Here is a 19,710-nt window from a genome sequence, read left to right on the forward strand (position 1 = left end):
TGCCCTCAGCGACGCAAGCGCAAATCCGTTCCCGAAGGTCCAAAGAGTAAGGTTTGCCCATGATCCACCTCCCAACAGAAGTGAACCGGAGAAAATCGGCCTGTGAATCCCAAGCCGAGTCAAATCAAACGCAAACCGCTTTAGTGGAGCGTTACCTCATACCTTGCGTTACAAAGTGGCAGCACAAATGTAACACAAAATGGTCAATAAGCCTCTGTTTTACTTGATTTTTATTTATCTCAGGGGACTGTGTTGGTGCGGTCGAGAAGACTCGAACTTCCACGGGAGTTACCCCACAGCGACCTCAACGCTGCGCGTCTACCAATTCCGCCACGACCGCACGTGATCAGGTAGTGGCCGGGTTCATAGCGAGTCAGAACGCGGTTGTGAAGGGGGAAGAACAGGGTTTTTTTCCTTTCCGCCAACTCGGTGCATAATACCGCCCGGACCCTTGCCCCCGCACCCCCGCCGAGAGAAAAGGGCAAGACAGGAAAATGAGGCAAAAATGGTGGAATGGCGCGTTTCAGAGGGGTTGACCCCTTACCCAGAGGCCGAAACCTGGATGGAAGATCGTGCTGCGGGCATTGCCGCCGGAGCAGCCCCGGAAACCATCTGGCTTCTCGAACATCCACCGCTTTACACCGCCGGAACATCCGCCCGGCGCGAGGATTTGACGGAACCGGATCGGTTTCCGGTTTTCGAAACACGCCGTGGGGGGCAATACACCTATCACGGCCCCGGACAACGCATCGCCTACACGATGCTGAATGTCGGCGTGCGCGGGCATGATGTTCGACGCTTCGTGTGGCAACTGGAAGAATGGGTCATCGCCACGCTCGCCGAATTCAACATCAAAGGTGAGCGTCGTCAGGGGCGCGTGGGGGTGTGGGTGGTGCGCACCGATAAACCCGCTTTACCCGACGGTACAGCGCGCGAAGACAAGATTGCCGCGATCGGCGTCCGGTTGCGCCGCTGGGTCAGCTTTCATGGCCTGTCCCTGAACGTTGACCCGAATCTCGAGCATTTCGGGGGAATCGTTCCCTGCGGCATCCGCGACCATGGCGTAACCAGCCTCGTCGACCTCGGCCTGCCCGTCACGATGGCGGACGCAGACCTCGCACTGAAGCGCAGCTTCACGAAGGTATTTGGTTAAACATTGATATTGTTCAGTTTTTAACCTGACATTCGCCGCATACTGCGGCATGCAAAAAAGCTTTGCGTTTGAGCGAAAGCTTTGCAACACTCCCCGTGCGACAACATGTTGCTACCTGTGGGAGGAAACCCGGCAGGAAGGGAGGCAAGCGCGCCGTCTGGCGCCATCCTGACGGGGATTGGCCACATCGGGTCGCACGACCAGGGAGAAGAACGCGGGACCGCCCCCATACGGCCCGCGTTTCTTTTTCCGAAGTCTTCGGGAAGGATTCAGCTTTTGTTGGTCTCCGGCGCCACTTCGGCGTCCGGGACATCTTTCATGACCCTCGCGCCCTCAATCATCAGATTGGGGTCCTGATCGGCATGGCGGACTTCCTGAAGCTCGTGCTCATACTCCTCGGCTTTCAGGCGGAAGAACCGCTGGGCGAGATCCTGGTACATTTCGCGCGCCACCAGCAACCCCAGCACCAGTGCGGTGATGAAAAAGATCGCGTGCTGGTAGATAAAAAAGGCGGTGAACAGATGCACCCCGATCAGGACAAGGGCCGCTCCGCGCAGGATAACGGCGGGCCATTCCTCAAGTTTTATGTTCTTCATCATGTTCAGCATCGGGAATCTCTGCATTGGGATCGGGACGGTTCTAGGCCTCAGCATAGGCCCGGCACAATACCATGTAGAGGGTATAAAGCGCCGCGCCGGAAATGATCTTGCGCAAAAACCACAAAAGGCGGGATTATCACCACATCACGACAGGCGTTTGCGGACCTGCGGCCCAACGGCGGCGAAATCCATCCTCCCGTTGTATTTTTCCTTCAGCACCCCCATGACCCGCCCCATGTCGCGGATGGTGCGGGCCTCTGTTTCCTCCAGCGCCTGCGTGATCGCCATCTCGACTTCCTCCTCGCCCAGCGCCCGCGGCAAGTATTCCTGAAGTACGGCGATTTCCGCGCGCTCACGCTCGGCCAGGTCCAGGCGCCCGCCCTCCTCATAGGCACGCGCACTTTCCTGGCGCTGTTTGACCATCCGGCCCAGGATTGCCAAGACATCTCCATCGGTCACACCGTCCTCGTTGCCCTCGGTACGCAGGGCAATATCCTTGTCCTTGATCGCAGCGTTGATCAGGCGCAGCGTGGAGAGACGCTCAGGCTCCCTGTTCTTCATCGCTTCTTTCAGAGCGGTGGAAATGCGGGCTCTCATGTCCATCGGGATCTCCTTTGATGCCGGTTGGGCACCATACTTTGCCCCGTGCCGCCATGCAACTGCCCGAAAGAATTGCAAGAGCCTGTTTTCAAATGGAAAGGCAATTTGCCTCTGCCCTTGAGTCTGACCGCGCACGGACATATTGTCCCGCAAATCCGAGCCGATGGAGAGCCGATGCCCGCCACCCCGCCCAAATCCCGCCCAACCGCCTGCCTGGCCCTTGCCGACGGAACCCTGTTCTACGGCCACGGGTTCGGCGCCACCGGTGAAACCGTCGCCGAATTGTGCTTCAACACCGCGATGACGGGCTATCAGGAAATCATGACCGATCCGTCCTATGCCGGACAGGTGGTGACCTTCACCTTCCCCCATGTGGGCAATGTGGGCGTCACCCCGGAGGATGACGAAGCCGCAGATCCGGTTGCGGCCGGAATGGTCGTGAAATGGGACCCGACCGCACCTTCCAACTGGCGCGCGGCGGATCACCTGGCAAGCTGGCTGAACAGACGTGGGCGCATTGGAATCGGCGGGCTGGACACGCGGCGCCTGACCCGGACGATCCGTCAGCAAGGCGCCCCCCACGTCGCGCTGGCCCATGACCCGGAGGGAAATTTCGATATTGAGGCATTGGTAGCAAAGGCCCGCGCCTTTCCAGGGCTTGTGGGGCTGGATCTGGCGAAGGACGTCACCTGCGCCCAAAGCTACCGCTGGGATGAAATGCGCTGGGCATGGCCCGACGGGTATGCAAGGCGCGCGGCCCCCGGCCACAAGGTTGTCGCCATAGATTACGGCGCAAAGCGGAACATCCTGCGTTGCCTCTCCTCCGCGGGGTGTGACGTCACCGTCCTGCCCGCCACCGCAAAGGCGGAAGATGTGCTGGCACTCACCCCTGACGGGGTCTTTCTGTCGAACGGGCCCGGCGACCCGGAAGCTACCGGCAAATACGCGGTTCCGATGATCCGCGGCATTCTGGAGACAGACCTGCCCGTATTCGGCATCTGTCTGGGCCACCAGATGCTGGCTCTGGCATTGGGGGCCAGAACGGTGAAGATGAACCACGGCCACCACGGCGCGAACCACCCCGTGAAGGATCTTGAAACCGGAAAGGTTGAAATCACCAGCATGAACCACGGCTTTGCGGTGGATAGCCAGACCCTGCCTGAAGGCGTTAGGGAAACTCACGTATCGCTGTTCGATGGCTCCAACTGCGGGCTGAGGGTTGAGGGCCGCCCGGTTTTCTCAGTCCAGTACCACCCGGAGGCCAGCCCCGGCCCCCAGGACAGCTTTTATCTGTTCGAGAGATTCTCTGAGGCCATGGCTGCCCGCGCCGGTTAACACCATATTAACCAAACTTGACCAGGGTCTGTGTGGCCAAACACACAGACCCTGTCATGCTACGCACTGTCCCCTCGCGAATCATCCCCGTCCCTGACACTGACAGGGATTGGCCTTCCCTTGCCGATACGCTGCTGTCTCTGGAACTGGTCGCGGCAGACGCCCTCTCCCGCGCGCGGGAGAAGGCCATGCTTTCCGGCCGGCCTCTGGCAGAGATCCTGCGCACGGGGGCGTTTTTGTCATCTGACGCGCTGGCCCAGGCGCAAGCCGCGCGCTGCAAGGCCCGCATCGTGGACCTGACAACCGAACCGCCCGACCCGCGGCTCGTCGCCCGGATGGGGGCTGTAACCTGTATGCAGCTGGGGCTTTTACCGTGGCGGCGGCAAGGCGGTGTAACGGTGATGGTCGCCCCGGAGCCGGACCGCCTTCCCCCCCATTTTCCGCGGCTGGAGAAAGTCTTCGGGCCGCTGACGCTGGCCATTGCGCCGCTTGAGGATATTCAGAATGCGCTTGGCCGTCAGTTCGGACCGGTTCTCGACGCGGCCGCGCGACTGCGAACGCCAGAGTCCGAAAGCTGCCGCAGCTGGCACCGTCGCACACCCGGCAGAATCCTCGCGCTGCTGTGCCTTGTCCTTGCCGTCGTCCTGCTGAGCGCACCGCTGGGCACACTGACCGTTCTTACGTTATGGGCTGTGGGCACGCTAACCTTGTCGATGGTCCTGAAGGCGGCGGCCCTGATTGCCTCTTGCCGCCCCTTTCCGCCCCCGCCCGAACTGCCGCCCGATATCCCCTCGATCTCCCCCCTGCCTGTCGTGTCTCTCCTGATTCCCCTCTACAAGGAAGCCGATGTCGCAGACCGGCTGATCCGGCGCCTGTCACGTCTCGATTACCCGCCGGAGCAACTGGACATCTGTTTCGTCACGGAATCGGACGATGACCTGACCCGCTTCATGCTGGCCCGTGCCGACCTTCCGCCCTGGATGCGCGTGATTACCGTACCCGACGGCCCCCTGCGCACCAAACCGCGGGCACTTAACTACGCGCTGGATATCTGCCGGGGCAGCATCATCGGAATCTACGATGCCGAAGACGCCCCCGAAACGGACCAGATCCGCAAAGTCGTGCGCCATTTCCGCTCAAGCCCGCCGGATGTCGTCTGTTTGCAGGCGGCGCTGGATTATTACAACCACAGCCAGAACTGGCTGGCACGGTGTTTCACCGCCGAATATGCGGGCTGGTTCCGGGTCATGATGCCGGGGCTGTCGCGGCTGGGCCTTGCGCTGCCGCTTGGGGGGACGTCGCTTTTCATCCGCCGCCCGGCGCTGGAAGCTCTGGGCGCCTGGGACGCCTATAACGTGACCGAGGATGCCGACCTCGGGCTGCGACTCGCCCGACACGGGTACCGGACTGCGATGCTTCCCTCCGCAACCCATGAAGAGGCCAACTGCAAACTCTACCCATGGGTGCGGCAACGCTCGCGCTGGCTGAAAGGCTATGCAATGACATGGACCACACTGATGCGCCACCCCTTGCGGCTGATCCGGCAATTGGGTGTGTGGCAGTTTCTTGGCGTGCAGGTTGTCCTGTTCTGCGCGCTGTCGCTGTTCTTCCTGTCGCCACTTTTGTGGTCGTTCTGGCTTTTGGCGCTGGGATTGGAGCATCCGCTTTCCCGGATACTCCCGACCGGCGCCCTGATCGGGATCGGGGGGCTGTTTGCATTGTCCGAGGTGCTCAACGTCACCATTGCCGCGATCGGGCTGCGCCGTGCCGAAAAGGCCTGGTTGTGGCCTTGGCTGCCAACGCTGCACCTTTATTTTCCACTGGCGAGCCTGGCCGCTTACAAGGCACTGCACGAGATGATCTTCAGGCCGTTCTACTGGGACAAGACCCACCACGGCCTGTCCGACACGACACGGGACCCTTGATCCGATTACAAGGGCTTGTCCGCGTAGGAGACGGCATCAAGCCGCAGGCGCGTCTCGAACGCGACCGAAATGTGGGATTTGAGCGCCGCGTAGGCCCCATCCCCATCCCCCGCTTCGATGGCGGAAACGATGGCATTGTGCTCGGCCAGGGCATTCTGGCCTCGCCCCTCGGCGGCCAGAGAGGTCGTCGCCATCAGGGCCATGGTCCGGTGCACCAGATCGAGCTGCTGCACAAGGTAACGGTTGTGGGAGGCAAGATGCACCTGCTTGTGAAAGCGGCGGTTCGCACGGGCCAAAGCGTGGGGATCGTTCAGAAGCGCGCGATCCTCATCGACCATTGCACGCAGGACGCGCACCTCTTCCTCGGTCGCGTGGCGCGCCGCAAGGCGCGCGGCCAGCCCCTCAAGCTCGGAGCGCACGACGTAAAGCTCCGCCATCTGATCGTGGCTGAGCGACGCGACGATGAGGCTGCGGCCGTCGCGCGTCAGCAGAGACTGGGTTTCGAGCCGTTGCAAGGCCTCCCGGATCGGGGTCCGCGAGACGCCGAACTGCTCTGCCAGTTCGCTTTCGACCAGCCGGTCTCCCGGACGATAGGTGCCAACATCTATGGCCTCCAGAATGAGGTCATAGGCATCCTTGTTCGGCAGTTTCGCGGGTTTCATCACGTGCTCCGGCATACGATGGTCTACAATAGTATTTACCGGATTCGGTTTTCAACCCGCGCCATTGAAGAACATGCTCGCCGGGCCTAATTTGATACCATGTCTGCTGCGGCATTTTCCCACGTGACCGGCTGGGTCTTCGACCTGGACAACACGCTTTACCCACCCGAAGCACGTCTGTTCGATCAGATCGAACAACGGATGACACGTTTTGTCATGACGGCGCTGGGAATCGATGCCTCGGCGGCGAATCGCCTGCGCCAGACCTATTGGGCGCGCTACGGCACCACGCTTGCGGGACTGATGGATCTGCACGGGGTCGATCCCGCCCCTTACCTGCACGAAGTGCACGATATCTCACTGGACAGCCTGATGCCCGACCCGGCCCTGCGGGTACGGATCGGGGCGCTTCCGGGGCGGCGAATCGTCTATACGAACGGCTCCGCCGAATATGCGGAACGGGTTCTCGCGGCACGCGGACTGGCCGGGCTCTTTGATGCGGTCTATGGCGTGGAACAGGCGAATTATCGCCCCAAGCCCGAACGCGCAGCCTTCGAAGCCGTGTTTGAAACCGACGGACTGCGCCCCGAAACCGCCGCCATGTTCGAGGACGACGCCCGCAACCTTGCCGCTCCGCATGCGATGGGGATGCGGACCGTGCACGTTTCGGAACAGCCGCGGGATGCCCCCCATATTCACTTTCATACCCGTGACTTGAAGGCATTCCTGGGACGCCTTCAGGACTAGCTTAAAGTGCGGCAGTTTGACGCATTACGCACTTTGCCGCACCCGGATAGGCAACCGAAAACGGAGGTTCCGCATGCAAACGAATACTATCGCATCCCGCCCGCTCTGGCTCCGCACCATACTTGCCACCCCCTTTATAGGGTGGATTCTGCGCGACCTGATGTTCGGCGACAAGAACAACATCTGGTACCTGCTGGGCGCGCTGGCCTGCCTGTGGGCCGTGGCCATCCTGACCTGGGGCGTGCCGGCACTGTACCTGCCCGCCGTGGCCGCCGTGCCGGTCATCATGCTGATCCTTATCCTCATCACACGCGGGTGATGCCTTGCCGCCTTGCGCCATGCGGCCTATGGCTTAGCTCAAACGCAAGGAGGCTTCGGGATGACGCGCATCACCACTGATATTCTGATTTCCGGCGGCGGGGTGGCGGGCCTCGCCGCCGCTGCGGCTTTTGGCAGCGCCGGGTTCAGCATTTTGTGCGTCGATCCGGCCGCCCCTGTAACCGAAGAGGCGGCAGAAGGTGCAGATCTCCGCACCACCGCCTTCCTGCAACCCTCACGAGAGGTGTTGGAGGCTGCCGGGCTTTGGGCGCGGCTTGCCCCCCATGCCAGCAACCTTCAGATCATGCGAATCGTCGACGCGGGCGGGAAAACCCCCGCCCCGCGCCTGACGCGGGATTTCAACGCCTCGGAAATTTCCGACCAGCCTTTCGGCTGGAACCTGCCAAACTGGCTTTTGCGGCGGGAAATGCTGGCCCGGCTGGAAGAATTGCCCAACGTCACGTTCCGCGCCGGCGTCGGCACGCGCGATGTCCTGACCCGGACAAGCGAAGCGCGCATCACGCTGACGGACGGCACACAGGTTTCCGCCCGGCTTCTGGTGGCCGCAGACGGGCGCAACTCCCCGGTGCGGGAAACCCTCGGCATCGGGATACGCACGATGCGCTACGGGCAGAAGGCGCTTGCCTTCGCCGTCACGCACCCGCAGCCACACGACAATATCTCGACCGAGATCCACCGCTCCGGCGGGCCATTCACCCTGGTTCCCCTGCCCGATCGTAACGGCAAGCCCTGCTCCGCCATCGTCTGGATGGAACGCGGCCCGCAGGCCCTGCGCCTGGCCGCCCTCCCAGAGGCCGAATTCAACGCCGAAATGACGGCCCGCTCCGGCGGCGTCTACGGACCGCTGGTACTGGCCTCCCGCCGGACAGTGTGGCCGATCATCAGCCAGATCGCGAAAACCTTCCACGGACAGCGCACAGCACTAATCGCGGAAACCGCCCATGTCGTTCCCCCGATCGGCGCACAGGGGCTGAACATGAGCCTGGCCGATATCCGTGTGTTGCTGGAGCTGGCGCAGGCCAATCCCGCCGGGCTGGGCGACGAACGCATGCTGGAAACCTATACCCGTCGCCGCCGCCCCGAGGTGCTCGCCCGGGTCACCGGCATCGACATGCTCAACCGCGCGTCGATGCGGGGGGAACCCGTACTGCGCAACATGCGCGCAACGGCGATTGCCGCATTGTATTCCCTGCGCCCGGTCCGCAAGACATTGATGCGCGCCGGGCTGGGGGCCAAGGGGGCCTAAAGCACAACGTCCAGCGCGGCTTCCAGCCGCGTGACCGTGCCCTCCACGTCCCGGAGCTTGTCAAATCCGAACAATCCGAGCCGGAAAGTGGAAAAACCCTCCGGCTCATCGCATTTCAGCGGAACGCCGGCAGCAATCTGAACGCCCTGCGCCGCAAAGGCCCGACCAGACTGGATTTCCGGGTTGTCGGTGTAGCTGACCACGACACCGGGGGCGCCGAATCCTTCTGCCGCGACCGGGGCGACCCCGCGTGCCGCCAGCGCCGCGCGTACGCGATGGCCAAGTTGCCACTGGGCATCGCGCAAGGCCTCAAGACCGAACGCCTTCATTTCCATCATCGTGTCGCGGAAAACACGCAGGGCATCGGTGGGCAGGGTGGCATGGTAGGCGTGCCCTCCGGCCTCATAGGCCGCCATGATGTTGCGCCAGGTTTTCAGGTTCAGGGCGAAACTGTCGGATTCCGTCTGCTCGAGCTTTTGCGCCGCGCGCTCCGACAGCATCACCAACCCGGCAGAGGGCGGGGCGGACCAGCCCTTTTGCGGGGCAGAGATCAGCACATCCACCCCGGTCTTGCCCATGTCCACCCACGCACAGCCGGAGGCAATGCAATCAAGCACCATCAGCGCGCCCACTTCGTGCGCCGCTGCGGCAAGCGCGGCGATGTAATCTTCCGGCAGGATAACCCCGGCAGAGGTTTCCACATGCGGGGCAAAAACGATCTCAGGGCGCTCATCGTGGATCCGGGCGATGACCTCTGCAAGCGGGGCGGGGGCAAAAGGCGCCTTGGGCGCATTGCCCGCCCGGCGGGCCTTCATCACCGTGGCCTCGGCGCTGATCCCGCCGGTTTCCAGGATCTGGCTCCAGCGGTAAGAAAAGAACCCGTTGCGCACCACCAGCACGCGACGCCCGGAAGCGAACTGCCGTGCGACGGCTTCCATCGCATAGGTGCCACCGCCCGGAACCACGGCCACGGCAGACGCTGCATAAACCTCACGCAAGGTTTCGGAAATGTCGTACATCACGGCCTGGAAGGCGGAACTCATGTGATTGAGCGAGCGATCCGTGAACACCACCGAATATTCCAGCAAGCCTTCGGGATCGATATCGTCACGCAGGGCGGGCATATAGGTCTCCTCTCCGAACTGTCGGGGAGAGTTTCCAGATATCGACGCGGAGAGCAAGGCACGGCTTAGCCAAGCGGACCGGGGCGACGCTCCTCGGAAAGCATTACATTGGCCTCGACATGGCCAACCCCCGGCAAGGTCATGATCCGGCGGCGCAGGACACGCTCGAAATCCGGCAGATCGCGGGCCACGATGCGCAGGCGGTAATCGTAAATCCCCAGGACATGCTGCACCGTCTGCACTTCGGGAATCGCGGTAACCGCACGCTCAAACGCATCGAGGCTGACCTGCCCCTTGGTCGCAAGCTTGACCCCCAGAAAAACCGACACGCCAAACCCAAGCGCCTCCTGATCCAGAGTCAGCCGGCGCCCCGCCAGAACACCCGCCTCTTCAAGCCGGCGGATGCGCCGCCACGCCGCGGGCTGCGACAGACCAAAACGCCGCCCCAGCGCCCCCGCGCTTTGCGTTGCATCCTCGGCAAGGGCACGCAAAATCTTGCGGTCGGTTGCGTCAAGATCGGTCACAGCGGCAGCACCTCCTGGCGCCGGATGTCGGCCACATGCATCAGGGCCTCGATATCCGCGATATGCGGCAGGGTCAGGATACGGGTTCGATAGAGATCCTGATAATGCGCCATATCACGGGCCAGAAGCGTCAGGCGCAGGTCCACCCGGCCAAGAAAGGTCTGAATCTCCAATACCTCGGGAACCTCACGCGCGGCCGCGATAAATTCATCGAATGCGCGCGGGTCGGTCTTGTCGAGGGTAAAGCGCAGGCTGACCTCCACAGAATATCCCAGCGCACGCCAGTCTATTACCGCCTGCACCCCCCGGATGATCCCGCGCGCACGCAGCTTTTCAAGCCGCCGCCAACAGGTGGCGGGCGTAACCCCTGCCTTCTCCGCGAGTTCGGCCGTAGCCATCGCGGGATCTGTCTGCAAATAGCGCAACAGCCGGCGTTCCGTATCGTCAATATGAATTGTCATCTCGATTTAGTGCCTTATGACGAATTATTCTTTTCATCTTCTCGCAAAAAAATCAAATATTGAAAACCTCCTCTGCGATTTTGCCCTATTCTGCCCCGGTAACAACCCGAAAGGACGACCGATGCGCGTGTATTACGACCGCGACTGCGACATCAACCTGATCAAGGACATGAAGGTAGCGATTCTGGGCTATGGATCCCAAGGCCACGCCCATGCGTTGAACCTGCGCGATTCGGGTGCGAAGAACGTTGTCGTGGCATTGCGCGAAGGCTCCGCCAGCGCAAAGAAGGCCGGAGCCGAAGGTCTGGCCGTGATGGGCATTGCCGAAGCTGCCGCCTGGTGCGACCTGATCATGTTCACCATGCCCGATGAACTGCAGGCCGAAACCTACAGGAAATATGTCCATGACAACCTGAAGGAGGGCGCGGCCATCGCCTTTGCCCACGGGCTGAACGTGCATTTTGGCCTGATTGAACCCAAACCCGGCGTCGATGTCATCATGATGGCGCCGAAAGGTCCGGGCCACACCGTGCGCGGCGAATACACCAAGGGCGGCGGGGTGCCCTGCCTTGTGGCCGTTCACAACGACGCCACCGGCCGCGCGCTGGAGCTGGGCCTGTCCTACTGCTCGGCCATCGGCGGCGGGCGTTCGGGCATCATTGAAACCTCCTTCCGCGAAGAATGTGAAACCGACCTGTTCGGGGAGCAGGCCGTGCTGTGCGGCGGCCTTGTGGAACTCATCCGCATGGGCTTCGAAACGCTGGTCGAGGCCGGCTATGCCCCTGAAATGGCCTATTTCGAATGCCTGCATGAAGTGAAGCTGATCGTGGACCTGATCTATGAGGGCGGCATTGCCAACATGAACTACTCGATCTCCAACACCGCGGAATACGGGGAATATGTTTCCGGCCCGCGCGTGTTGCCCTATGATGAGACAAAGGCCCGTATGAAAGCCGTTCTGACCGATATCCAGACCGGCAGGTTCGTACGCGATTTCATGCAGGAAAACGCCGTGGGGCAACCGTTCTTCAAAGGAACGCGCCGCCTCAATGACGGGCACCAGATCGAACAGGTTGGGGAAAAGCTTCGCGCCATGATGCCGTGGATCACCGCCGGCAAGATGGTCGACAAATCCAAGAATTAGGCCAAAGTTTCCGCTTGCCTGAATCACCCGGCGCGGCCAGCCTTGGCCGCGCCTTTTTTCGAGCCCCCGATGCCCCATCCTGCCCCACCCGACATCACCCGCGCCGACTGGCTGATGGTTGCGACCCTGGGCCTTGTGTGGGGTGCGACCTTCATGGTGATCGAGATTGCCCTGCGCGGCATTACCCCCTTCTGGCTGGCTGCCGGACGTGTCGGCTTTGCCGCGTTGCTCAGCGGCTTTGTCTGGGCCCTGCGCGGCGGGCCTGTATTTACTGGCGCAGAGCGAAGCCGGGCCGCGCTTATCGCCATCGGCGCGCTCAGCACCGCAATCCCGTTCATCCTGCTCAGCTGGGGGCAACAATACGTGACATCGGGCTTTGCAGGCGTGTCGATGGCGGCTATCGCCCTGATGGTCCTGCCGCTGGCCCATTTCTTCGTGCCGGGGGAGGAAATGACCCTGCGCCGCATGCTGGGCTTCACAGTCGGCTTTTGCGGGGTCGTGATCCTGATCGGCGGACAGGCGTTTTCCAGCAGTGGCGCCGCGATGGAACCGCTCGGCCGGGCGGCCTGCCTTGGCGCGGCGGCCTGCTATGCCTGCGGATCGGTCCTGACACGGCGGTTACCCCCGGCAGACCCGATCGCGCTGTCGGCGGTGCTGCTGATCGTGGGGGCGGCAATCGTGGTCCCCGCCGCATGGCTCACCGAAGGCCCCCCGCCCCTGCCTGACGGCCCCACGCTGGCCGCCATCGCGATTCTGGGACTGATTCCAACGGCGGGAGCCAACCTGCTACGCGTACTGGTCATCCGCAGCGCCGGGCCAACCTTCATGACCCTGACAAACTACCAGGTACCGCTCTGGTCGGTGCTGTTCGGCGCGGTTTTCCTGGGCGAGTCGCTCCCCCCCACCTTGCTGGGCGCCCTGCTGCTGATCCTTGCCGGGGTCGCCCTCAGCCAATGGGGGGCCCTGAAAAGGCTTTTCGGTCAGAGCGCAGCCTGAACCGCCGCGACCACACTCCCGACAGTCTCTCTCATCAGGGCCTCGTCCTCGCATTCGGCCATGACACGGATCAGCGGCTCAGTCCCCGACTTGCGGATCAAAAGCCGCCCTCTCCCGGCCAGTCGCGCCTCTGCCCCGGAAATGGCCTGCTGGACGGGCGCCATGTCCAGCGGCGTTTGCCCCGGCGCGAAGCGCACATTCTCCAGCAACTGCGGAACCGGATCAAAGCTGCGCAGCAGCACACTGGCAGGCTGGCCCGTTTCGACCATCGCCATCAGGAAATGCAGCCCTGCCAACAGACCGTCCCCAGTGGTGGCATGATCCGACATCACGATATGACCGGATTGCTCACCACCAAGATTCCAGCCGCCCCGGCGCATCGCCTCGACGACATGGCGGTCACCAACCGGCGTGCGCTCCAGCCGCAAGCCCTGCCCCTGCAAGAACCGCTCCAACCCGAGATTCGACATCACCGTCGCCACCAGTGCGCCGCCTTTCAACCGCCCGGCCTCGGCCCAGCGGCGGGTCAGCAGCGCCATGATCTGGTCTCCGTCCCCGACGGTCCCCCTCTCGTCGACCAGGATCACCCGGTCCCCGTCGCCATCAAGGCAGATCCCCACATCGGCCCCATGCGCGCGCACCGCCTCGGCTGCCGCCACCGGATGCGTCGACCCGCACCCCTCGTTGATATTGCGTCCGTCCGGATCCACGCCAATTGGCACCACATCCGCACCCAATTCCCACAGAACCTCCGGGGCGACACGGTGGGCTGCACCGTTGGCACAATCGACGACCACCTTCATCCCCCCCAGCCGGGTCCCGGACAAGCTGGACTTGATGCGCTCATTATAACGGAAACGGCCATCGTCTATCCGCTTGGCGCGGCCGATATTCTCGGCCTTGGCAAGGCTGACCCCCCCGTGTACCAGCGCCGCGATCTCGGCCTCGGCGTCATCGGACAGCTTAAAACCATCCGGCCCGAACAACTTGATGCCGTTGTCATGGTGGGGATTGTGACTGGCGGAAATCATCACCCCCACATCAGCGCGCAACGACTGCGTCAGCATTCCGACCGCAGGAGTGGGTACCGGCCCCAGAAGAAACACGTTCATACCGGTAGAGGTAAACCCGGCGGTCAGCGCGTTCTCGAACATGTAACCCGACAGGCGTGTATCCTTCCCGATCACCACCCGATGATCGGCCTTGCCGTCCTGGCGAAAGAAGCGCCCGGCAGCCGCGCCAAGACGCATCACCAGATCGGGAGTCATCGGGTAGCTGTTGGCCTTGCCCCTTACGCCATCTGTCCCAAAAAGCTTATCACTCATCACGAATCCTCGTCTTTCCAAATGGCTTGGGTCACGGTCAGCGCCTGCCGCGTCTCCCCCACATCATGGACGCGCAAAATCTGGACCCCCTGCGCTACCCCCGCGAGCGCCACAGCGACGGATCCGGGCATCCGCTCCCGCGCCTGGGGAAGATCGGCCAGCGCCCCGATAAACCGCTTGCGTGACGCGCCCAGCAAAACCGGGCACCCCAGAGCGTGGAAAAGACTCAGCCCCCGCAACAGTGCCAGATTGTGCGCAAGCGTCTTTCCAAACCCGATTCCCGGATCCACCACGATACGCGCCCGATCTATACCGGCAGCCTCTGCATCGGCCACGCGGGTCGCGAGAAAATCGTAAACATCCAGAACGACATCGTCATAGCGGGGGCTTTCCTGCATGGTCGCCGGGGCGCCCTGCGCATGCATCAGGCAAACCGGAACATCGGCATGCGCGGCCAGCGCAGCCATACCCGCATCGTAGCTAAAAGCCGCAACGTCGTTAAGAAAATCAGCCCCCGCCGCCAGCGCAGCGCGCCCCACTGCCGCCTTGCGCGTGTCGACAGAAATCGGCACACGTACCCCCTGTGCACGAAGGTCGGCAATAACCGGCGCGGTACGGGCGATTTCCTCATCCTCCGGAACATCCGCCGCACCGGGGCGGGTGGATTCCCCGCCGATATCCAGAATATCCGCCCCCGCCGCGCACAAGGCCCGGGCATGGGATACAGCCGCCTCGGGGCAGTCGAACAGCCCGCCGTCGGAAAAGCTGTCAGGCGTGACATTCACGATTCCCATGACCACCGGGCGTGCCATCGACACCCCCGCCACGGGGGCACGCGGCGCCGTCAGGACTGCGCGCACATCCTCCGGCAGGCTGGCAGCCGGAACAAGACGGCGCGGTCCCCCACGTGCGATCTCCTCAACTTCCGAAAACCAGCACCACCCCCCGGCCAGCGTCAGCGCCTCTTCGGGACGAGGCCCATGCGGGCGAACAATCGGTCGATAGTATTTCATACACGGTTCATTCGACATCCGCCTGCGCTTTGCAAGGGGTCAGAGCCGCTCCAGCGCCTCATCGGCCATGAGACGCTCAACCGGCAGGTCGCAAGCTCCGGGCACCTCCCCCCCGATCACGACCATGCGCGCGGCATTCAGTTGTCCGGCAAACCACAGCGCCAGCGCCAGCGCATCGCGCATCGCAACACCCGGACCTTCGACCGCGTCCAGCACGATCTTGGAAGGCGCCCAGACCGTTATCCGGCCATGTTTCATGGCCCAGTCGATCTCCGTGCGAGTCCCGGTGACCACGCAGCGCGGGTCCTGTCCGGCCAGCACCCAGGCGTTCTGCTCGATGGCCAGAAGATCGATACGGCGCTGGGCCAGGGCAACCTGCGATCGCGGCGCCGGGCACGCGGGCGCCCCGACACAAACCACGACCGGTACATGCGCCTCCTCCAGCCGGTCCAGCCAAAGCGGAAGCTGCGGCGCGCCGATGGCTTCGTTCGTCAGGTAAAGAACCACCGGGCGCGGCACCTGCTGCACCTGCACTGCGGGAACAACCAGCCGGGGCGCATCGGCGGCACGGGCACGCACGATCTCCACACCCAGCGCACCGGGACCGCGATCGAGCTTCTCGATCCGGACAAAGGCGCGTACGGCCTGCGGCTCATTCAGGATACGCTCCGCAATTCGCGCGGCAAGCGTTTCGAGAAGATTCAGCCGTTCTTCCGACAGTTCCGCCGCGATGGCCTCGGTCAGGGTGTCGTAGGAAAGCACCTTGTCCACATCGTCTTCCAATGGCGCCGTTCCGGGCCGGACCTCGACCACGATGTTGAATCGGACACGCTGTGTCGCGCCCCGCTCAGCCTGGAACGCCCCGATCTCGACATCGACCACGTGGTCACGCAGGGATATCCTGTCCAGCACCTCTCCGGGATGTTCCATAGCCCTGGACCGTTCGCTGGGATGCGCGAAGGCAAGGCTCACTTCGGTTTTCATAAGTGCCTCCGGTCGGGCGGTTCAGCGGCCACCATACCCGCAGCCGGGCTCCAAATACAGGTCCAACGCGGCACAGCGCCTTTCGGACACGACATGCTACCGGGTCTGGCGATAGAAATGGTGCACACCGATCGTGGCCGTGCGGGGGAAACTGCGCGCCCATGACGGACGGACGGCCTTGGTGTGATAATGGGTGGCGCCTGCGGTCAGATGGCGCGGTGCACCATCCAGCATCAGCCGGGCGATCTTGCCAACCCGCCGCCAGGCACGGGGTTCGTTGATCGTCTCGGGCAGGCCGTCGCAGGTATAGGTGAACTGGCAGGCATATTTCCGGCCGGTCCCCTGGTTGACCACGCCACAGACCGTATCGGGATAGGATTTGGAGGCGACGCGGTTCAGGATCACCTCTGCCACGGCAAACTGACCCTTGACGCTTTCGCCGCGGGCTTCGAAATAAAGCGCCTCGGCCAGACACTCCCATTGCTTGCCGCCGGACGCCTCGGGCAAACCTGCCAGCCACGCACGGTCATAGCGGATTTGCGAGGGGGCGGCCGCCTCCGGGGAGTCCGCGCGGGCCAGATCCTCGACATGGTCAGGGCTGACCGAGGCCAGGGCCTCACGCTCCCCGCGCAGGAAGGTTGACAGATCGTAGTAGAGCACCGCAGCCGGATCAGACGCCGAAGAGGCCGTCATGTCAGCGGGCGCACCGCTTGCGCACAAGCCGAGTAGGGCAGCAGAAACCGCCGCCTTGCCTAGACGAGAAAACATGACTGACCTTCACGGTTGCACCGAGCGCAGACTACCCGGCAGCCAGCAGATACCCCAATTCCCGTTCAGGGTCCACCCGTGTGACATTTTTGCGCCTATCGGCTGTGCCCACTTGTGGCCCATTCCCCACATTCGGAGCGGAACACCCCCAGCACAGCCTGCCAAATACCTGAAAAAACAGCCTCAGCCCGGCATCCGGTCGCGCAGTGCAAGCTGGGCCGCCGCCAGCCGCGCCACCGGCACCCGGAAGGGCGAACAGGAAACATAGTCGAATCCAACACTACGGCAAAACGCGATGGATTCGGCATTCCCGCCATGCTCACCACAGATGGACAGGGTAATTCCTTTTCGTGCCTGCCGCCCGCGCTCCGCCCCGATGCGCAGCAATTCTCCAACGCCCTCGGTATCCAGGGAATGAAACGGATCCTCGTGGAACACATCCTGCTTGACGTAGGACCCCATGAACCGCCCGGCATCGTCGCGCGACAGACCATAGGTCATCTGCGTCAGGTCGTTGGTGCCGAAACTAAGGAACGCCGCGTTCTGGGCGATGTCGCCGGCCCGCAAGGCCGCGCGCGGCGTTTCCACCATCACGCCAAGCCGGTAGTCGAAATCCGCCCCGCGCCGGCTGCGCAACCCGGCCGCGACGGAATCAATGCGGGCCTTGACAAGCTCGACCTCCCGCATCGCGGAAACCAGCGGGATCATGATCTCGGGAACCACCGGCGCACCGGACCGATTCACGGCGATGGTCGCCTCGAAGATGGCCCGGGCCTGCATGTCGTAGATCTCCGGCACGGTAATGCCCAACCGAACCCCGCGCATCCCCAGCATCGGGTTGAATTCGCTCAGCGCCCGCACCCTGTGATTGACATCCGAAACGGGCAGCGACAACGCTTCGGCCAATTCCCGCACACCCTCGCGGGAATGGGGCAGGAACTCATGCAGAGGGGGATCGAACAATCGGATACAGACCGGCAGCCCCTGCATGATCTCAAACAGGCGGGTGAAATCCTCCCGCTGCATGGGCAGCAAACGCGCAAGCACGGCGGCGCGGTCTTCGGCCTTGTCGGCAAAGATCATCTCGCGCATTACCGTAAGGCGGTCGTGATCGAAGAACATGTGCTCGGTCCGGCACAGCCCGATGCCATCCGCCCGGAACAACCGCGCCGTCTGGGCATCGGCCGGCGTGTCGGCATTGGCGCGTACGCTGATATCGCAAACGTCTTCAGCCCAGCCCATGAAAGCATGGAACGCCTCGTCCAGGGCGGGCTCCAGCATCTGGACCTCCCCCATCAGGGCCTGCCCGCGGGTGCCGTCAACGGTCAGGATATCCCCCTCGCGCAGCTTGCGCCCGTCGGCCAGCACAAGCACCCCGTCGCGCAGGTTCAGCCGCATATCTGACACCCCGACCACGCAGGGCAAACCCAACCCCCGCGCGATCACGGCAGCGTGGCTGGTCATGCCGCCGCGTTCGGTCAGGACCGCGCTGGCGGCATGCATCCCCCGGATATCCTCGGGGCTGGTCTCCCGCCGCACGAGGATACACGGCTCCCCCCGCGCGGCGCTGGCCTGTGCCGCGGCCGACCCGAACACGATCCGCCCCGAAGCCGCCCCCGGACTGGCCGCGATCCCGGTGGCCACGACATCGCGCACGCCCCTCGGGTCCACCTGGCTGTGCAAAAGCTCACTCACGGCGCGGGGTTCGACCCGCATCAGGGCCTCCTCACGCGGGATGATCCCATCCTCAACCAGGCTGACGGCCACCCGCACCGCCCCGCGCGCGCTGCGCACCACCCGCACCGCATCGAGAATGCGCAGGGTATTGGCCTCGATCGTGAATTCGATCTGCATTTCCTCGCGCAGGCCCTCCCGACAGATTGCCCCGTAACGGCAAAGCGCCCCATAGATTTCAGGACAGCTTTCCTCCAAAGACCGGCCGCGCGCATCCCGCATCAGATAAAGCGCACCCTGCCCGCTGCCCAAAGCCTCACGCCCCTGGCTTTGGCTGAGATAGCGCCCGGTAATGCGCCTTTGCCCCGTTGCGCTATCGATGAACTGAATCACGCCCGAACCACTCTCAAGCGGCCCCAGGCCCAGCGCCATGGCCTGTACCACCAGCCCCAGCCCCGCATCGGCCGGAGCCCCGCGGGCCTGCCGCAAAAGCCGCGCGGTCGTCCCTTCCCACGCCCGCGCCCGGGAACGCAGGACCTCCGCCAACTGGCGGCCGGGATCTTGCGGGAACGGCGTATCGGTTTCCTCCTCATAGGCGGCAAGGGCGGCGCGCAGCGTCTCGGGCGTTGCCTTTTCATCCTCGAACATGTCCGGATCCAGCCGCGCAACATGAACAGCATAAGCCTGGACGAACCGCAGGTAGAGCGCAGTCGCGGCGCCCTCCCCGTGGGTGTCGCACAAGGCGGCGTGGCGGGCATCGTTCATGCCGATATTCAGGATCGCCCCCGGCCCGCCCCAGTCAGGATCTTCGGAACTGGGCCGGACAGACACCAAAGGCGCTGCCCCAAAACCCTCCAGCAACGCCGCCATGTCGGGCATCTGGCCCTGTGCGATGCGATGCACCGCCTCAAACGAGAGCGCCACCGTGCGCGGAACCGGAAGATCCAGACGGATCAGGCGCTGCAAACACTTCGCCCGCCCGCCATGGAGCCCGGCGGCGATGTCCGCTTCCTGCGTGATCTCTGTGAACGCGGCAAACCCGGAAAATTTCTGCACTGCGGCGCCTTTCCAACTTGGTGCAGAATACGCCG

19 protein-coding genes and 1 tRNA gene are annotated in these 19,710 nt (G+C 63.3%); 8 read left to right on the plus strand and 12 right to left on the minus strand.

Annotation, left to right across the window (positions count from 1 at the left end):
* Positions 1–253 precede the first annotated feature (253 nt).
* Positions 254–340: transfer RNA gene (locus C8N32_RS10225), tRNA-Leu, on the minus strand.
* Between the two features lie 111 nt (positions 341–451).
* Between C8N32_RS10225 and lipB the strand changes: the two genes are divergently transcribed.
* On the plus strand, positions 452–1,153 hold the full coding sequence (gene lipB / locus C8N32_RS10230; protein ID WP_274610728.1) for a lipoyl(octanoyl) transferase LipB: 702 nt from the start codon (positions 452–454) through the stop codon (positions 1,151–1,153).
* A 269-nt stretch (positions 1,154–1,422) separates the two neighbouring features.
* Here the strand turns inward: lipB and C8N32_RS10235 are convergent, their stop codons facing one another.
* Positions 1,423–1,749 carry a hypothetical protein gene (locus C8N32_RS10235; RefSeq protein ID WP_207186913.1) on the minus strand — a complete coding sequence of 109 codons (327 nt, stop codon included), beginning with the start codon at positions 1,747–1,749 and terminating at the stop codon, positions 1,423–1,425.
* Positions 1,750–1,896: 147 nt separating this feature from the next.
* Positions 1,897–2,355: a GatB/YqeY domain-containing protein gene (locus C8N32_RS10240; RefSeq protein WP_107892897.1), complete on the minus strand. Its 459-nt coding sequence runs from the start codon at positions 2,353–2,355 to the stop codon at positions 1,897–1,899.
* A gap of 171 nt (positions 2,356–2,526) precedes the next feature.
* Here C8N32_RS10240 and carA point away from each other — a divergent pair, with 171 nt between their 5' ends.
* Together carA and C8N32_RS10250 are read left to right on the plus strand one after the other, a co-directional pair.
* Positions 2,527–3,687 carry a glutamine-hydrolyzing carbamoyl-phosphate synthase small subunit gene (carA, locus tag C8N32_RS10245; RefSeq protein WP_107892898.1) on the plus strand — a complete coding sequence of 387 codons (1,161 nt, stop codon included), beginning with the start codon at positions 2,527–2,529 and terminating at the stop codon, positions 3,685–3,687.
* A gap of 56 nt (positions 3,688–3,743) precedes the next feature.
* Positions 3,744–5,612 carry a glycosyltransferase family 2 protein gene (locus tag C8N32_RS10250; protein WP_107892899.1) on the plus strand — a complete coding sequence of 623 codons (1,869 nt, stop codon included), beginning with the start codon at positions 3,744–3,746 and terminating at the stop codon, positions 5,610–5,612.
* Between the two features lie 5 nt (positions 5,613–5,617).
* On the opposite strand, the gene C8N32_RS10255 is transcribed toward C8N32_RS10250, so the two are convergent.
* On the minus strand, positions 5,618–6,274 hold the full coding sequence (locus C8N32_RS10255) for a GntR family transcriptional regulator (protein ID WP_107892959.1): 657 nt from the start codon (positions 6,272–6,274) through the stop codon (positions 5,618–5,620).
* Positions 6,275–6,373: 99 nt separating this feature from the next.
* Between C8N32_RS10255 and C8N32_RS10260 the strand changes: the two genes are divergently transcribed.
* The 3 genes from C8N32_RS10260 (at position 6,374) to C8N32_RS10270 (ending at position 8,606) form a co-directional block, all read left to right on the plus strand.
* Complete coding sequence (locus tag C8N32_RS10260; protein WP_107892900.1) at positions 6,374–7,021, plus strand: pyrimidine 5'-nucleotidase; 648 nt, start codon at positions 6,374–6,376, stop codon at positions 7,019–7,021.
* 73 nt (positions 7,022–7,094) lie between these two features.
* The gene (locus C8N32_RS10265; RefSeq protein WP_107892901.1) at positions 7,095–7,340 is read left to right on the plus strand and encodes a hypothetical protein; all 246 of its coding nucleotides are present in this window, start codon (positions 7,095–7,097) and stop codon (positions 7,338–7,340) included.
* A 60-nt stretch (positions 7,341–7,400) separates the two neighbouring features.
* Complete coding sequence (locus C8N32_RS10270) at positions 7,401–8,606, plus strand: UbiH/UbiF family hydroxylase (RefSeq protein ID WP_107892902.1); 1,206 nt, start codon at positions 7,401–7,403, stop codon at positions 8,604–8,606.
* Here the strand turns inward: C8N32_RS10270 and C8N32_RS10275 are convergent.
* From C8N32_RS10275 to C8N32_RS10285, 3 genes are all read right to left on the minus strand, one after another.
* Entirely contained in the window at positions 8,603–9,730 is a 1,128-nt protein-coding gene (locus C8N32_RS10275; protein ID WP_107892903.1) for an aminotransferase class V-fold PLP-dependent enzyme, read from the minus strand. The two genes, C8N32_RS10270 and C8N32_RS10275, sit on opposite strands and share 4 nt — an antisense overlap.
* A gap of 65 nt (positions 9,731–9,795) precedes the next feature.
* Positions 9,796–10,254, minus strand: coding sequence for an Lrp/AsnC family transcriptional regulator (locus C8N32_RS10280; RefSeq protein ID WP_107892904.1), 459 nt, complete (start codon positions 10,252–10,254; stop codon positions 9,796–9,798).
* The gene (locus C8N32_RS10285) at positions 10,251–10,715 is read right to left on the minus strand and encodes an Lrp/AsnC family transcriptional regulator (protein ID WP_107892905.1); all 465 of its coding nucleotides are present in this window, start codon (positions 10,713–10,715) and stop codon (positions 10,251–10,253) included. Before C8N32_RS10285 ends, C8N32_RS10280 begins: the two co-directional genes overlap by 4 nt.
* A 121-nt stretch (positions 10,716–10,836) precedes the next feature.
* Between C8N32_RS10285 and ilvC the strand changes: the two genes are divergently transcribed.
* Both ilvC and C8N32_RS10295 read left to right on the plus strand, forming a co-directional pair.
* Positions 10,837–11,859 carry a ketol-acid reductoisomerase gene (gene ilvC, locus C8N32_RS10290; protein ID WP_107892906.1) on the plus strand — a complete coding sequence of 341 codons (1,023 nt, stop codon included), beginning with the start codon at positions 10,837–10,839 and terminating at the stop codon, positions 11,857–11,859.
* A gap of 69 nt (positions 11,860–11,928) precedes the next feature.
* Complete coding sequence (locus C8N32_RS10295; protein WP_242509525.1) at positions 11,929–12,855, plus strand: DMT family transporter; 927 nt, start codon at positions 11,929–11,931, stop codon at positions 12,853–12,855.
* Here C8N32_RS10295 and glmM read toward each other — a convergent pair.
* From glmM to C8N32_RS10320, 5 genes are all read right to left on the minus strand, one after another.
* Positions 12,840–14,180 (minus strand): phosphoglucosamine mutase, encoded by a 1,341-nt coding sequence (glmM, locus tag C8N32_RS10300; RefSeq protein WP_107892907.1) that lies wholly within the window; start codon positions 14,178–14,180, stop codon positions 12,840–12,842. The two genes, C8N32_RS10295 and glmM, sit on opposite strands and share 16 nt — an antisense overlap.
* Positions 14,180–15,193 carry a dihydropteroate synthase gene (folP, locus tag C8N32_RS10305; protein ID WP_107892908.1) on the minus strand — a complete coding sequence of 338 codons (1,014 nt, stop codon included), beginning with the start codon at positions 15,191–15,193 and terminating at the stop codon, positions 14,180–14,182. Before folP ends, glmM begins: the two co-directional genes overlap by 1 nt.
* Before the next feature lie 39 nt (positions 15,194–15,232).
* On the minus strand, positions 15,233–16,177 hold the full coding sequence (locus C8N32_RS10310) for a dihydroneopterin aldolase (protein WP_107892909.1): 945 nt from the start codon (positions 16,175–16,177) through the stop codon (positions 15,233–15,235).
* 96 nt (positions 16,178–16,273) lie between these two features.
* Positions 16,274–16,945: a cell wall hydrolase gene (locus tag C8N32_RS10315; protein WP_242509524.1), complete on the minus strand. Its 672-nt coding sequence runs from the start codon at positions 16,943–16,945 to the stop codon at positions 16,274–16,276.
* Positions 16,946–17,128: 183 nt separating this feature from the next.
* Positions 17,129–19,675, minus strand: coding sequence for a putative PEP-binding protein (locus C8N32_RS10320; RefSeq protein ID WP_201132383.1), 2,547 nt, complete (start codon positions 19,673–19,675; stop codon positions 17,129–17,131).
* Positions 19,676–19,710: the final 35 nt, after the last annotated feature.

Origin of the sequence: Rhodovulum imhoffii, from assembly GCF_003046545.1 — a bacterium.
Classification (GTDB): Bacteria; Pseudomonadota; Alphaproteobacteria; order Rhodobacterales; family Rhodobacteraceae; genus Rhodovulum; species Rhodovulum imhoffii.

Bases quoted from the DNA above. Each gene is read 5' to 3' on its own strand.
- carA (WP_107892898.1), top strand. From the start codon at position 2,527: ATGCCCGCCACCCCGCCCAAATCCCGCCCAACCGCCTGCCTGGCCCTT.
- C8N32_RS10295 (WP_242509525.1), top strand. From the start codon at position 11,929: ATGCCCCATCCTGCCCCACCCGACATCACCCGCGCCGACTGGCTGATG.
- C8N32_RS10315 (WP_242509524.1), bottom strand. From the start codon at position 16,945: ATGTTTTCTCGTCTAGGCAAGGCGGCGGTTTCTGCTGCCCTACTCGGC.
- C8N32_RS10270 (WP_107892902.1), top strand. From the start codon at position 7,401: ATGACGCGCATCACCACTGATATTCTGATTTCCGGCGGCGGGGTGGCG.
- C8N32_RS10310 (WP_107892909.1), bottom strand. From the start codon at position 16,177: ATGAAAACCGAAGTGAGCCTTGCCTTCGCGCATCCCAGCGAACGGTCC.
- folP (WP_107892908.1), bottom strand. From the start codon at position 15,193: ATGAAATACTATCGACCGATTGTTCGCCCGCATGGGCCTCGTCCCGAA.
- ilvC (WP_107892906.1), top strand. From the start codon at position 10,837: ATGCGCGTGTATTACGACCGCGACTGCGACATCAACCTGATCAAGGAC.
- C8N32_RS10260 (WP_107892900.1), top strand. From the start codon at position 6,374: ATGTCTGCTGCGGCATTTTCCCACGTGACCGGCTGGGTCTTCGACCTG.
- glmM (WP_107892907.1), bottom strand. From the start codon at position 14,180: ATGAGTGATAAGCTTTTTGGGACAGATGGCGTAAGGGGCAAGGCCAAC.
- C8N32_RS10275 (WP_107892903.1), bottom strand. From the start codon at position 9,730: ATGCCCGCCCTGCGTGACGATATCGATCCCGAAGGCTTGCTGGAATAT.
- C8N32_RS10265 (WP_107892901.1), top strand. From the start codon at position 7,095: ATGCAAACGAATACTATCGCATCCCGCCCGCTCTGGCTCCGCACCATA.
- C8N32_RS10235 (WP_207186913.1), bottom strand. From the start codon at position 1,749: ATGAAGAACATAAAACTTGAGGAATGGCCCGCCGTTATCCTGCGCGGA.
- C8N32_RS10240 (WP_107892897.1), bottom strand. From the start codon at position 2,355: ATGGACATGAGAGCCCGCATTTCCACCGCTCTGAAAGAAGCGATGAAG.
- C8N32_RS10255 (WP_107892959.1), bottom strand. From the start codon at position 6,274: ATGAAACCCGCGAAACTGCCGAACAAGGATGCCTATGACCTCATTCTG.
- C8N32_RS10250 (WP_107892899.1), top strand. From the start codon at position 3,744: ATGCTACGCACTGTCCCCTCGCGAATCATCCCCGTCCCTGACACTGAC.
- C8N32_RS10285 (WP_107892905.1), bottom strand. From the start codon at position 10,715: ATGACAATTCATATTGACGATACGGAACGCCGGCTGTTGCGCTATTTG.